Below are 12,550 nucleotides of genomic sequence, written 5' to 3' on the forward strand. Positions count from 1 at the left end.
CTCCTCTTCTTCCCCGATCCAGCGAAGGAGCCGCCATGACCACCGTGGCCCGCTGCAACGCCGCTTTCGCCGGACTCGGCGCCGGGCTCGTCCACCTCTCGCTCGCCGCCGGCGGCGAGGGCGTGCAGGCCCCGGTGATCGGAGTGCTCGGTGCCGTCGAGATCCTCTGGGCGGTCCTCGTCCTGGCGCGCGGCCGGATCGTCGTGCCGCGCTCCGCGCTGGTCGTCGCGGTCGCCTCCCTGGCGGCGTTCGCCCTCGCTCTGGCCCTCGGCGCACTCGCCGAGCCCCTCCCCGCGCTGGCCGCCGCGGCCCTCCAGCTGATCGCGGTCGCCGTGGTGGCCGTCTCGCTCCGCTCTCCGCGCGTCGAGGAGAAGGCCGTCTCGCCGTCGCGAGCTCTCGTCGGACTCCTGGCCGGCGCGCTCACCGTCTCCGCCCTCGCCACCCCCGCCATGGCCGCCTCCTCGGGCGGCTCGGGCGACATGGGCGGGATGATGCACTCCGTCGTCGACCGCGGACACGGGCACTGACGCCCTCTGGTCCCGGCGGCCCCGCTCGGCTAAGGTAAGGCAGACCTCAGTCGCCGAGGGAGGCCACCGTGTCGAACGTCATCCCGTTCTCCGAGGCCCTGCGCCTGCGCATCGGGCAGTCCGGCGCGGACGACGAGGGCGCCGCCTTCATGACCTCGCTGATGACCGGCTCCGGCAGCCGCGACGACTACATCGCGCTCATCTCGCAGCACTACTTCGTCTACGAGGCCCTCGAGGCCGTGGCGGAGGACATGGCCGGCGATCCGGTCGCGGAGCCCTTCCTCTCGGCCAAGCTCACCCGGCTCCCCGCGATCGCGGAGGACCTGCGCTTCCTCGTCGGTGAGGACTGGCGGGAGCGCATCCGCCCGCTGCCCTCGACCAGCGCCTACGTCGACCGGATCCGCACCGTGGCCGCGGGCTGGAGCGGCGGCTTCGTCGCCCACCACTACACGCGCTACCTCGGCGACCTCTCCGGCTGCGCGATCGTCCGCGGGCTGCTGCAGCGGCGGTTCGGCTTCGAGACCAACGGCGTCGGCTTCTTCCTCTTCGGCGAGATCGCCGCACCGTCGGCCTTCCGCGCCACCTACCGCGAGCAGCTCGACGCCGCGGGCTGGGACGAGGAGGAGCGCGAGCGGGTCATCGCGGAGGTCGCGGAGGCGTACCGGCTGACGACGGAGCTGTTCCGCGATCTCGCCCGGACCTGCGCGGCGGCCTGAGGCCCCTGCTCCCACGTCCTCCGCGGGGCGTCAGTCCGCGGACGCCTCCGCGACGGCGGCGGGCTCGGCTCGCCGTTCGGACATGAAGCGCAGCACGTCCTTGTCGACGATGATGTCGCTCGGCCGGAGCGGCCGCGTCAGGTAGAGCCCCTCGAGGCTCGTGATGCGGCTGAGCGCCACGTAGGTCTGCCCGGGGGCGAAGGCGCGCTGCCCGAGGTCGACCACGGCGGAGTCGTAGGTCTTGCCCTGCGACTTGTGGATCGTGACCGCCCACGCCAGGCGGAGCGGGAACTGTGCGAACTCGGCGACGATCTCGCGGGTGAGCTTCTTCGTCGCGGCGGAGTAGGAGTAGCGGTAGCGCTCCCAGGTCGCGGGCTCGACCTCGTGGACCTCGCCGTCCACCTCGACCCACACCGTTCCCGCGACCTTCGTCACACGGCCGATCGTGCCGTTCACCCAGCGCTGCTCGGAGTCGTTGCGCAGGAACATCACGTGCGCGCCGATCTTGAGCTCGAGGTTCTGGTCCGCTGGATAGGCACGCCCTCCGAAGTCGCCGCTGATCTCGGCCGACGCGGTCTTCAGCGGGCCCTTCAGCCGCGCGAGCGCCGCCTGGTTGATGCGGTTGACCGTGTCGTTGCGGGTCGCGAGCGTGATCGCGTCGTCGGCCGGAGGCGTCCGCGCGCCCGCCGCGTTCAGCACGTCGGCGATCTCCTTCGTCACCATGCCGAAGCGGACCGCGTTGAGCATCCACTTGAAGCGCTCGTCGCTCTGCCGGTGGATCCGGCCGAGCTCGACGATCCGCAGCGGCGCCTCCTGCCAGACGAGGGCGTCGAAGAACCACAGCGAGCGGTAGCGGTCGGCGAAGTAGGCGCGCTCCTCCGGATCGCCGGGAACGGGTGCGAGCTGGAACGGGTCGCCGAAGAGGACGACCTGCACGCCCCCGAACGGCTCGGAGCGCCGCTGCCGCGCCTGCCGGAGGCTGCGGTCGATCCCGTCGAGCAGGTCGGCGTTGACCATGGAGATCTCGTCGATGACGAGCGTGTCGATGGTGTTGAGGAGCTTGCGCAGCTCGGGCGGCTGGTCGAGGTCGGAGTCGGCGATGACGCCGATCGGCAGTCGGAAGAGCGAGTGGATGGTCTGGCCGCCGACATTCAGCGCCGCGACGCCGGTGGGGGCGCAGATGACGATCTGCTTGTCGGTGTTCCAGCTCAGGTGGTTGAGCAGGGTGGACTTGCCCGTGCCCGCGCGACCCGTGACGAACAGGTGCTCGCGCGTGTTCTCGATGAGGTCGAAGACCCGCTGCTGCTCGTCGGAGAGGGTCGGCTGAGTCACCGCTCCACTGTACCCGCGGGCCGCCGGGACCCCGGGGCCCGGGCGCGGATCAGCCGCGCTTCTGGAGGGCGGCCAGGCGGTCGTTGTAGGCCGTGAGCTCGGCCTCTCCGGTGCGGTCGGCCTGGCGGTCGCGGCGCTTGGTCTCGCGGGCGTCGGAGCGGCTCCACATCATCGCGACGACGATCGCGAGCGCGAGGGTGGGGATCTCGCCGATGCTCCACGCGATGCCGCCGGCCGCCTGCTGATCGGCGAGCGCGGAGGTGCCCCAGCCCATCGCTCCGTACCAGTCGGCCAGGAGCAGCCCCTCCCCCGTCATCAGTGCGAGGCCGAAGAAGGCGTGGAACGCCATGGTGCCCAGCAGCAGCAGGAGGCGCATCGCGTAGGGCACGCGGTGCACGCTCGGGTCCACTCCGATCAGGACGCTGACGAAGAGGTAGCCGGTGATCAGGAAGTGGACGATCATCCACTCGTGGCCGATGTGGTCCGTGGTGGCCCAGCGGAACAGCGGGGAGTAGTAGAAGCCCCAGAGCGACCCGACGAACAGCAGCGCGGCGACGATCGGGTGCGAGATCGCGGTGGCGAAGCGCGAGTGCACGGCGAGCAGCACCCACTCGCGGGCACCGCGGGAGCCGTCGGTGCGGCGGGCGGCGGCGCGGGCGATGAGCGTGACCGGTGCCGCCGGGACGAGCAGCAGCGGCACCGCCATGGTGAGGACCATGTGCGAGAGCATGTGGGCGCTGAACAGGTACTTCTCGTACGCGTTCACCCCGCCGTTCGTGATGTAGGCCAGGAGGAGCATGCCCGCGATCCAGAGGATCGTGCGGTGCAGGGGCCAGCGGTCGCCGCGGCGGTGCAGGCGCACCACTCCGGCGACGTAGAACGCGATGGCGAAGGAGCAGACCAGGAGCCAGACCAGGTCGATGTTCCAGAGCGTGAGGAAGTTCATCGCGCTCGCGGGCGGCGGCAGGGGCTCGCCCGTCAGCAGCTGGGCCGGGGTCGGATCCGTGAGCTGGCTGGCGGCGATCTGGTCGACCGGGGTCGCGGTGCGCGCGAGCGCCGCAGCGACTCCGGAGGCGATCCCCATGAAGGCGATCTCGGCGCCGACGAGCCACCAGAAGCTGCGGCCGCCGACACCGCCGGCCTTCCGCATCCGCTCGATGAGGTAGCGGCGCTGCAGCACGCCGAACAGGCCCAGCGCGACCAGCGCCGCGACCTTGACCAGCACGAGGATCCCGTAGCCGGTGAGCAGGTTGTCGAGGGTGGCGAGCCGGAGCTCGGCGCTGACGTAGCCGGACGCCGCGACCACGACGAAGCTCACGAGCGCGAGGCTGGAGTAGCGCTCGATCACGGGCAGCAGGCGGGAGCCGCCGAGCAGGGGCCGCAGGGCGATGACGGTGATGAGGCCGCCCAGCCAGATCGCCGCGAAGACGAGGTGCAGGCCCAGCGCCGTGACGGCGGCGTCGTGCCCGCTCGCTCCGGCCGCGTGCCCCTGCTGCGCCATCGGCAGCAGCGTGAGCAGGGCCAGGCCCGTGACGAAGACGAGCGCGGTCTGGTTGCGGACGGCGAAGCAGAGGACGGTGACGACGGCCGCGAGCAGCGTCGTGATGAGCCAGGCCTGGCCGACCTCGATGCTGCCGATGAAGTAGCTGAGCTTGGTGCCGAAGTCGCGGTCGAGGCTCAGGGGCGTCTGCGTGACGTTGAGGAAGGTGAGGAACCCGGTCACCGCGCTGGCCGCCGCGAAGAAGGCGGCGCTGGCGGCGGCGACGTCGAGGGCGATCGAGAACTCGGTGCGCGGCTCGGGCGCGGCCTCGCCGGGCGCAGGGCGCGCGGGGGCGACCGCGGTGCGCGTCGATCCGGCGCGGGAGGAGGACTGGCCGCCGCGCGAGGAGGACTGACCGGCGCGCGAGGAGGCGTGAGCGGTCGAGGCGCGGGACGAGGATCGGGCGTCGCGGGCGGCAGCGGCGCGGGGGCTCAGCGCGAACAGCGTCAGCACGAGCGAGCCGATCATGCCCGCGGCGCCGAGATTGACGGCCAGCTTGGCGATCGGGAGGCCGTAGCGGACCACGGGGCCGGGATCGTTGAGCAGCGGAGCCGCGGCTCCCCCGCCGAAGGCCAGGGCCGCGAGAAGGGCGACGAGCGCTGCGGCGACGAGCACGAGCGCAGGGCCGACGATCCGGACGGTTCGATTCACCGGTCCAGCCTACGTTCCGCGGCTGATCGGCAGCCGCGTCCGCGGACGACGACGGCCCCGGCGCAGTGCCGGGGCCGTGTCGGAGGGCGCGACTACTTCGCGGCGGCCTTGAGCTTGGTGCCCGCGGAGACCTTGACCGAGTGGCCGGCGGCGATCTGGATGGTCTCGCCGGTCTGCGGGTTGCGGCCGGTGCGTGCGGCGCGGGAGGTGCGCTCGACGGCGATCCAGCCGGGGATGGTGACCTTCACGTCGTTCGACACGGAGTCGGCGAGGGTGGTGAAGAGCGAGTCGAGGACGCCGTTGACGGCGGCCTGGCTCTGGCCGGAGTCGGCGGCGATCTTCGCGACGAGCTCGGTGCGGTTGAGCGACTTGTCAGCCATGGAGTGTCCTCCCAGGACGTTCTCGCTGTCGGAACAGCTGGTTTCGATGGATCGTCCTCGGCCGGGGACGGACGTCCTCAACCGGTCGGACCGTCGGTAACCTACCAGCCCCGCCCCGGATCTCCGGCGATTCCGGCCTCGAGACGCCCGGAACGACGCCGATCGCGCCGGTCGGTCCCTCCACAGGAGGCGCTCGGCGCCCCTCGTCCACCGATCCGCCGATCGCCTCTCCGCGCGGCCCGCGGCCTGACGAGGATCGGCTCATGACGACGACGGCACTCCTCCCTCCACCCGCTCCGGCCGACGCGGCCCTCCTCCGCCCTCCCCGGCGGCACCCTCCCGCCCGCAGGCCGTACGAGCCCGGTCTCGCCGCGCTCGCGCTGGGCCTGCTCGCGCTCGCGTCCTCCGTGCATCCGCTCTGGGCCCTCCCCGCCGTCGCCGTGGCGGTCGCCGCGGTGATCGCGTCCGTGCGGGCGCTGCGGTGGGCGGGCGAGCGGAGGAGCGCGGTGGCCGGGCTCGCCTGCGCGGCTCTCGCACTGCTCGTCTGCTCCGTCACGGCACCCGCCTCCGTGCGGGCGGGCCTGGCCGTGCTGGCTTGGATCACCGCCCTGCGGCCCGGCCCGTGAGCGGGCGCGGCTCCGGTCCAGCCCGCCTCGCTACAGTGACGGCGGCCCGCGCCCGAGCGGGCCGGGAGGACGGCCACGATGGCTCAGACGGACGGTTGGATCTCGACGGCGATCTGGTGGCACGTCTACCCGCTCGGCTTCACGGGCGCCGAGGCGAGCGCCTCGGAGGGTCCGGGTCCGGACGACGAGCCGCAGCACCGCCTCCGCGCCCTGCTCCCCTGGCTCGACGACCTGCTGGCGCTGGGCTGCAACGGGCTGCTGCTCGGGCCGGTCTTCGCCTCCTCCACCCACGGCTACGACACGGTCGACCACTTCCGGGTCGATCCCCGCCTCGGCGACGAGGCAGACCTCGACGCGCTGATCGCCGCGTGCCGCGAGCGCGGGATCCGGGTGCTGCTCGACGGGGTCTTCAACCACGTGGGACGGGAGCACCCCTGGTGGCGTGCCGCCGTCGCGGCCGGCGAGGGCTCCCCCGAGGCGGCGCGCTTCTCCCGCAGCGAGCGGTCGCAGGAGGTCGACGGCCTCCGCGTCGACGTGTTCGAGGGGCACGACGCCCTGGTCGAGCTCGACAACGGGAACCCCGAGGTCGCGGAGCACGTGTCCTCCGTGCTCGCGCACTGGCTCGAGCGGGGCATCGACGGCTGGCGGCTCGACGCGGCGTACGCGGTCGCGCCGGCGGCCTGGCACGCGGCGATCGACCCGGTGCGGCAGCGCTTCCCCGACGCGTGGTTCGTCGGCGAGGTCATCCACGGCGACTACACCGGCTACGTGCGGGAGTCGGGGCTCGACTCGGTCACGCAGTACGAGCTCTGGAAGGCCGTCCGCAACTCCCTCGAGGAGGCGAACCTCTTCGAGCTGGCCTGGTCCCTGAAGCGCCACGACGACTTCGTCCGCGAGTTCCTGCCCCTCACCTTCGTCGGCAACCACGACGTCACCCGGATCGCCAGCGCCGTCAGCGACGAGCGCCACCACGGCCACGCCGCGGCGATCCTCGGCTTCGTCGCCGGCGTGCCGAGCATCTACTCCGGCGACGAGCGGGGCCTGCGCGGCGTCAAGGAGGAGCGGATCGGCGGCGACGACGCGATCCGCCCGGAGTTCCCGGCCGAGCCCGCCGAGTGGCCGGGCGGGGAGGCCTACCGGGCCCACCAGGAGGTCGTCGCGTTCCGCCGACGGAACCCGTGGCTGGTCGGCGCGAGCACCCGCACGGTCGACCTCTCCAACACCGCCGTGATGCTCGTGGCCGAGGGCCCGGAGGGACGCACCGCGCGGCTCGCGCTGAACATCGGCGACGAGACGGCGACCGTCGGCGGCGTCCAGGTCGCTCCCCACTCCTGGTCGCTGCACGACTGACCCGGCGCGCGGGCGGCCCGGCAGTGCGCGACGGAGCGTCGACCTCCGGGGGCCCGTCCTCTACGCTCGGGCGCATGCCGAGACCTGCACGAGGACCCTTCGACGGGCGAGCCGACTCGATCGACGACGCCGGGATGCCGGCGTCCGGACTCGAGCAGGCGTTCGCCGCCCCCGTCGACCCGGAGAGCGACCCCGGACCGGGCGAGAGGAGCGGCCTGTCGAGCCGCATCGCCCAGGAGCTGCTCGAGGACGGCTTCGGCCTCGACGCGAGCGACGAGGAGCCCCCGTCCCGCGCCGTGGAGATCGACGATCCCGCCCGCGCCGTGGGTGACGATCCCGCCCACCCCGTGCACGGCTCGATGTCCGGCGAGTTCGAGCGCCGCTGAGCCCGGCCGCCGTCGGTCGGTCGTCGACAGCCCGGCGGCACCGCTCCGCCCGCCGGCCGTCGTCACCCCGCCGGTACCGCGCCGCCGGCCGCCGGAGCCGGGTCCGGGCCGGCCGCCTGCAGCTCGGCGAGGAATCCGGGCCGGAGCACGCGTGCCTCGATCGACGCGGCTCCCGAGGTCCAGCCGTCGCCGAGCGGACGCTCGGGCGTGAGCAGCACGTGGCCCGGCGTCCCCGCTCGGCCGAGGGCGGCGGCGACGCGGCCCTCCGGATCGTAGAGGGCGTGGTCGACGAGCGGCCCGTAGACGGCGTGCACCGCGAAGTCCTCGCGGCTGCCGAGGAGGACGGGCAGCAGCTCCTCGCCCGGGCGCAGGCCGTGGGGCCACCAGCGGAAGCGCTCGACGAGCGCGTGGCAGGCGGCGCACGAGGGCGAGAAGAAGACGAGGTGCGTCGCCGGGCGGGACAGCTCCTCGAGCGTCAGGAGCTCGCCGGCCACTGTGACGAACGCGAGGTCGGCGGCCGAGAGGTCACCCTTGGGCGCGCGCCCCGGCGCGGACTCCCTGTCGGCTGCGGACAGGCGGGCGGCCGCCCGGACGCGAGCGGCCGTCGACGCCGCAAGGCGGTCGCGCACCAGCACGAGCGAGACCGCGGCGAGAGCGGCGGCGAGCCCGGACGCCGCCGCCGAGGCACCGCCGCCGCCGAGCAGCGCGGCCGGAGCGAGCCCGCCGAGGGCCCCGGCGACCGCGAGCGCGAGCAGCACCGCGTTCCTCGCGACGGTGCGTCCGGTCATCCGTGCCGAGCCCAGCCCGCCGAAGCACTCGCAGTCGACGTCCTCCGTCGCGCGGACCGCGCGGACGGCGACGACGAGGAACACGGCGTCGAGGAGCGCCACCGGCACGAGGGCGGCACGGTGCGCCGGAGCGGGCGCCAGCACCACCGCGGCGCCCAGCGCGATCTCGACGACGGGGAAGGCGGCCGCGAACCAGCCGCGGCGCCGGAGGAGGAGGGGGACCCCGAGCGCCTCGAGGCTCGCCCGGAACCGCTCCGTGCGGCCGAGCTTCAGGGCGCCGCTGACGACGAGCACCGCGCCCGCGCACCACGCGGCGATCGCGAGAACCGCCTCCAGCATCCGTCGCCCTCCTCGCTCGGCATCGACCCGAGCAACGCTACCGGCGCGGACCGGCCTCCCGCGGCCGAGGCGGGGAACGGGGCGGAGACGGCGCGATCCGGCGCGTTCCGCCCTCCGGACGAGCCGCTGCCGGCGCATCCGGCGCCCCGATCCCTCCAGGCGGGGCGCCCCCGGGCTCCCTCCCGGTCCCGGACGGCCGCTCCGCCGTACACTGCGAGAGGATCGGAGGGGTCATGCGGGGACGGCGAGCGCGCGACGAGCGGCACGGCACGGCGGCGAGTCCGCCTGCGGCCGCCGCTCCCCCGGCTGCGGTCACGGCTCCGGCCCCCTCGGACTCGCCGGACGACGCCTCGGGCGACGTCTCGACCGGGATGCGGATCGCCGCCGCCTGGTCGTGGCGCTTCCTCGCCGTCGCCGGGCTCCTCTACCTCCTCGTGCGCCTCGTCTCGCTGCTGCCCGTGATCGTCGTGCCGGTGCTGATCGCGCTGCTGCTCACCGCGCTCCTCACCCCGCTGCGGAACCGGCTCGAGCGCCTGCGGCTCCCCCGCCCGCTCGCGGTCCTGGTCTCGATCGTCCTGATGCTCCTCCTGCTGACCGGCCTCGTCGGGCTGGTGATCGTGCAGTCGCGCTCCGGCTTCAGCGGAGTGGGGCAGCGCGCTCTCGACGCGGTCGACGGCGTCGAGGCGTGGCTGCGGAGCCCGCCGCTGTCGTTCTCGGACGTCCAGCTCTCGGACTGGGCGCAGCGCGCGGTCGACTGGGCCGACGCGCAGGCGTCGACGATCGCGTCCGGGGCCCTCGCCGTCGGCTCCCAGCTGGCCGAGGTCTTCGCCGGAACCCTCCTCACCCTGTTCTCGCTGATCTTCCTGCTCCTCGACGGCCGCCGGATCTGGCACTGGTTCCTCCGCCTCCTCCCCCGCCGCGCGCGCCCCGCGATGGAGCGCGGCGGCGCCGCCGGCTGGCGGACCCTCAGCCAGTTCGTGATCGCGCAGCTCGGCGTCGCCGGGATCAACGCCGTCGGCATCGGCATCGGCGCGCTCGCGCTGCAGCTGCCGCTCGTCGTGCCGATCGCGATCGTGGTGTTCCTCGGCTCGTTCGTCCCGATCCTCGGCGCGATCGTGACCGGTGCGCTCGCCGCGCTGGTCGCGCTGCTGTTCAGCGGGCCCGTCGCCGCGCTGGTGATGGTCGGCGTCGTGATCCTGGTGCACCTGCTCGAGGGGCACGTGCTGCAGCCGCTCATCCTCGGGACCGCCGTGAAGGTGCATCCGCTCGCCGTGGTGCTCGGAGTCGCGACCGGGCTCGAGGTGGCCGGGCTCGCCGGAGCGCTGTTCGCGGTGCCGACCATCGCGACGCTGAACGCGGCGGTCACCGCCATGCGGGCGCGCGCGCCCGGCGCGGAGTGAGCGCGTTCGATCCGGCCGCCCGACCCGGATCGACGGTGCTGCCCGCCCTCGCCTGCCCGGTCTGCGGCGGCGCGCTCGCCCCCGACGCGCTCCCCCGCCCCTCCTCGCTCCGCTGCCCCCTCGGGCACAGCGCCGACCTCGCGCGTCAGGGCTACGCCTCGCTGCTGCGCGGGAGGCACGCGACCTCGGGCGACACCGCGGCGATGGTGCAGGCCCGCGCCGACCTGCTCGGCTCCGGCCACTACCGGGTGATCCAGGACGCGGTCGCCGCGGCCGTCCCCGCCGGCGCGCGGCTCGTGGTCGACCTCGGCTGCGGCACCGGGGCGTACCTCGCGGCCGTGCTCGAGGCGCATCCGGCGGCGGACGGGCTGGGCCTGGACCTCTCGGCCCCGGCCGCCCGCCGCGCCGCCCGCGCGCACCCCCGGGCGGCGATCGCGACCGCCGACCTCTGGCAGCCCCTCCCGCTGGCCGACGCCTCTGCCGACGCTCTGCTCACCGTCTTCGCGCCGCGGAACGCCCCGGAGATGCGGCGGGTGCTCCGTCCGGGCGGCGTCGCCGTCGTCGTCACTCCGCGCGAGAGGCACCTGCACGAGATCCGCGAGCGGTTCGGGATGCTGGGCATCGACGCCGGCAAGGCGGAGCGGCTCGACGAGCAGCTGGCGGGGTTCGCGCTCGGGGAGCGCATCGAGCTGGACACGACGGTGCTCATGGGCGTCGACGAGCTGCGCGCCGAGGTGCTGATGGGGCCGAGTGCCCACCACGTGGATCCCGAGGCGCTGGACGCGCGGCTCGCGGCGGTGGAGGGGACGACCGCGGTGACGGTCGCGGTCACCGTGTCGCGCTTCGTGCGCGCGGAGTAGCGGCGGGCGCGCCGCCGGCCCCGCGTCAGTACGTCTCGCGCAGGCGCTCCTGGTCGACCACCGCTTCGCGGTCCGCGAGGCGGCGCAGGCCCGCGAGGGGCTGGGCCATCCGGTGGTTGCCGCGGAGGACCGGCTCGGCCCGGTCGAGGAAGGCCCAGTACCCGGCGGTCACCGGGCAGGCGTTCTCGCCCAGGCGCACCTTCGGGTCGAAGCGGCAGCCGCCGCAGTAGTCGGACATCCGGTTGATGTAGGCGCCGCCCGAGGCGTACGGCTTCGTCGCGACGACGCCGCCGTCGGCGTGCTGGGACATCCCGATCACGTTCGCCGGCATCACCCACTCCGTGCCGTCGACGAAGACGTCCACGAACCAGTCGTTGAGCTCCGCCGGATCCCACCCCCGCTGCAGTCCCCAGTTGCCGAGCACCATCAGGCGCTGGATGTGGTGCGCCCAGCCGTGCCGGTGCACGTCGTCGAGAGTCTCGTGCAGGCAGTTCGCCTCGATGCCGCTCGGGTCGAGCGCGAGCAGCTCGGCGGGCAGCGGCGTGGAGGCGCCGAGCGCGCGGCTGCGGTTCCGGTACTCCGGCCCGAGGTGCCAGAACAGGTTCCAGACGTAGTCGCGCCAGCCGAGGATCTGGCGGATGAACCCCTCCGTCGCCGCGATCGGCGCGCCCCCGGCGGCGTACTCCGCCTCGGCCGCCTCGACGACCGTCCGCGGATCGAGCACGCCGAGGTTCATCGGGGCGCTGAGCAGCGAGTGCGCCATCGTCCAGTCGCCCGAGAGCATCGCGTCCTCGTAGGTCCCGAAGTCGCCCAGCCGCGACGACACGAAGTCGGCGAGCGCCGCCTCTGCCTCGGCGGGCGTCGCGGCGAAGCGGCGCGGACCGTCGGCGCCGACCAGGCGGACCGCCCCCTCGGCCTCCCAGCGCGCGAGGTCGGCGCGCACCTCCTCGTCGATGTCGTCCTCCTCCGGCCACCACGGGTCCGGCAGGCCGAGCCGGGAGGCGCCCTTGGGCGGAGGCTGGCGGTTGTCGTGGTCGTAGTTCCAGCGGCCGCCCTCGGGCTGGTCGCCGCGCATCAGCACGCCGGTGCGCTCGCGGCTCCACCGGTAGAAGTCCTCCAGCAGCAGGCGCTTGCCCGAGCGGGAGAGCGCCCACTCGCGGAAGTCCTCCTCGGCCGTGATGAAGCCGCGGCTGGGCAGGACGCTCATGCCGAGCCTGCGGGCGAGGCGGCGGCCGCCGCGGGTCGGCGGGTCGATCACCTCGAGGTCGTCGCGCCCGGCGAGGGCCTCGCCGAAGGTCTCGGAGCGGACGTACTCGGCGCGGTCCCCGAGCTCGCGGGCGCGGTGGCGGAGCGCCGACAGCAGCAGCTGCGCCTTGGCGCGGTGCATCGGGCGGCGCCCGAACGCCGATCGGGCCTCGACCAGCAGCATCGGACCGCCGTCGTCGAAGGCCGGTCCGAGCTGGCCGATGACGCTCCAGCGGGTGCGAGGGGGTCTGCTCATCCTCGGAGGCTAGGCGGGCGGATCCGGCACCGGTAGGAGTTGCGCGGCACGGATGTGCAACCGCCACGTCTTGCACCCCCGCCCCCGATGCAGAAGTCTCGGAGCGAGCGCGGCCGATCCGACCGCGCACCGACGCGACGAAGCGAGGAGGCCG

At 74.2% G+C, this 12,550-nt stretch carries 12 protein-coding genes; 7 read left to right on the forward strand and 5 right to left on the reverse strand.

The window, feature by feature from the left end; translation table 11 throughout:
- Positions 1–35 precede the first annotated feature (35 nt).
- Complete coding sequence (locus C5C57_RS07890; protein ID WP_104246936.1) at positions 36–527, forward strand: hypothetical protein; 492 nt, start codon at positions 36–38, stop codon at positions 525–527.
- Between the two features lie 68 nt (positions 528–595).
- Positions 596–1,243 carry a heme oxygenase (biliverdin-producing) gene (locus tag C5C57_RS07895; protein ID WP_104246937.1) on the forward strand — a complete coding sequence of 216 codons (648 nt, stop codon included), beginning with the start codon at positions 596–598 and terminating at the stop codon, positions 1,241–1,243.
- A gap of 30 nt (positions 1,244–1,273) precedes the next feature.
- Here C5C57_RS07895 and C5C57_RS07900 read toward each other — a convergent pair whose 3' ends face one another.
- From C5C57_RS07900 to C5C57_RS07910, 3 genes are all read right to left on the reverse strand, one after another.
- Positions 1,274–2,575: an ATP-dependent RecD-like DNA helicase gene (locus C5C57_RS07900; RefSeq protein ID WP_104222908.1), complete on the reverse strand. Its 1,302-nt coding sequence runs from the start codon at positions 2,573–2,575 to the stop codon at positions 1,274–1,276.
- A 49-nt stretch (positions 2,576–2,624) separates the two neighbouring features.
- Entirely contained in the window at positions 2,625–4,766 is a 2,142-nt protein-coding gene (locus C5C57_RS07905; RefSeq protein WP_258072733.1) for a bifunctional copper resistance protein CopD/cytochrome c oxidase assembly protein, read from the reverse strand.
- Between the two features lie 92 nt (positions 4,767–4,858).
- Positions 4,859–5,146 carry an HU family DNA-binding protein gene (locus C5C57_RS07910; RefSeq protein ID WP_056037903.1) on the reverse strand — a complete coding sequence of 96 codons (288 nt, stop codon included), beginning with the start codon at positions 5,144–5,146 and terminating at the stop codon, positions 4,859–4,861.
- Positions 5,147–5,409: 263 nt separating this feature from the next.
- On the opposite strand from C5C57_RS07910, the gene C5C57_RS07915 reads away from it, so the two are divergent.
- From C5C57_RS07915 to C5C57_RS18445, 3 genes are all read left to right on the forward strand, one after another.
- Positions 5,410–5,772: a hypothetical protein gene (locus C5C57_RS07915; protein ID WP_104226124.1), complete on the forward strand. Its 363-nt coding sequence runs from the start codon at positions 5,410–5,412 to the stop codon at positions 5,770–5,772.
- 78 nt (positions 5,773–5,850) lie between these two features.
- Positions 5,851–7,122, forward strand: coding sequence for an alpha-amylase family glycosyl hydrolase (locus tag C5C57_RS07920; protein WP_104222910.1), 1,272 nt, complete (start codon positions 5,851–5,853; stop codon positions 7,120–7,122).
- Positions 7,123–7,196: 74 nt separating this feature from the next.
- Positions 7,197–7,508 (forward strand): hypothetical protein, encoded by a 312-nt coding sequence (locus C5C57_RS18445; RefSeq protein ID WP_146076888.1) that lies wholly within the window; start codon positions 7,197–7,199, stop codon positions 7,506–7,508.
- A gap of 62 nt (positions 7,509–7,570) precedes the next feature.
- Here the strand turns inward: C5C57_RS18445 and C5C57_RS18450 are convergent, their stop codons facing one another.
- Entirely contained in the window at positions 7,571–8,635 is a 1,065-nt protein-coding gene (locus tag C5C57_RS18450; RefSeq protein ID WP_104246938.1) for a MauE/DoxX family redox-associated membrane protein, read from the reverse strand.
- Positions 8,636–8,868: 233 nt separating this feature from the next.
- Between C5C57_RS18450 and C5C57_RS07935 the strand changes: the two genes are divergently transcribed.
- Both C5C57_RS07935 and C5C57_RS07940 read left to right on the forward strand, forming a co-directional pair.
- The gene (locus C5C57_RS07935; protein WP_104226121.1) at positions 8,869–10,035 is read left to right on the forward strand and encodes an AI-2E family transporter; all 1,167 of its coding nucleotides are present in this window, start codon (positions 8,869–8,871) and stop codon (positions 10,033–10,035) included.
- A gap of 35 nt (positions 10,036–10,070) precedes the next feature.
- On the forward strand, positions 10,071–10,895 hold the full coding sequence (locus C5C57_RS07940) for a methyltransferase domain-containing protein (RefSeq protein ID WP_374953598.1): 825 nt from the start codon (positions 10,071–10,073) through the stop codon (positions 10,893–10,895).
- A gap of 25 nt (positions 10,896–10,920) precedes the next feature.
- On the opposite strand, the gene C5C57_RS07945 is transcribed toward C5C57_RS07940, so the two are convergent.
- Positions 10,921–12,396 carry a cryptochrome/photolyase family protein gene (locus tag C5C57_RS07945; RefSeq protein ID WP_104246940.1) on the reverse strand — a complete coding sequence of 492 codons (1,476 nt, stop codon included), beginning with the start codon at positions 12,394–12,396 and terminating at the stop codon, positions 10,921–10,923.
- Between the last annotated feature and the right edge of the window lie 154 nt (positions 12,397–12,550).

Source organism: Rathayibacter sp. AY1C5 (genome assembly GCF_002931705.1).
Taxonomy (GTDB): Bacteria; Actinomycetota; Actinomycetes; order Actinomycetales; family Microbacteriaceae; genus Rathayibacter.

Excerpts from the sequence above, each read along its gene's own strand:
- C5C57_RS07890 (WP_104246936.1), top strand. The coding sequence starts at position 36 with ATGACCACCGTGGCCCGCTGCAACGCCGCTTTCGCCGGACTCGGCGCC.
- C5C57_RS07910 (WP_056037903.1), bottom strand. The coding sequence starts at position 5,146 with ATGGCTGACAAGTCGCTCAACCGCACCGAGCTCGTCGCGAAGATCGCC.
- C5C57_RS07915 (WP_104226124.1), top strand. The coding sequence starts at position 5,410 with ATGACGACGACGGCACTCCTCCCTCCACCCGCTCCGGCCGACGCGGCC.
- C5C57_RS07920 (WP_104222910.1), top strand. The coding sequence starts at position 5,851 with ATGGCTCAGACGGACGGTTGGATCTCGACGGCGATCTGGTGGCACGTC.
- C5C57_RS18445 (WP_146076888.1), top strand. The coding sequence starts at position 7,197 with ATGCCGAGACCTGCACGAGGACCCTTCGACGGGCGAGCCGACTCGATC.
- C5C57_RS18450 (WP_104246938.1), bottom strand. The coding sequence starts at position 8,635 with ATGCTGGAGGCGGTTCTCGCGATCGCCGCGTGGTGCGCGGGCGCGGTG.
- C5C57_RS07935 (WP_104226121.1), top strand. The coding sequence starts at position 8,869 with ATGCGGGGACGGCGAGCGCGCGACGAGCGGCACGGCACGGCGGCGAGT.
- C5C57_RS07945 (WP_104246940.1), bottom strand. The coding sequence starts at position 12,396 with ATGAGCAGACCCCCTCGCACCCGCTGGAGCGTCATCGGCCAGCTCGGA.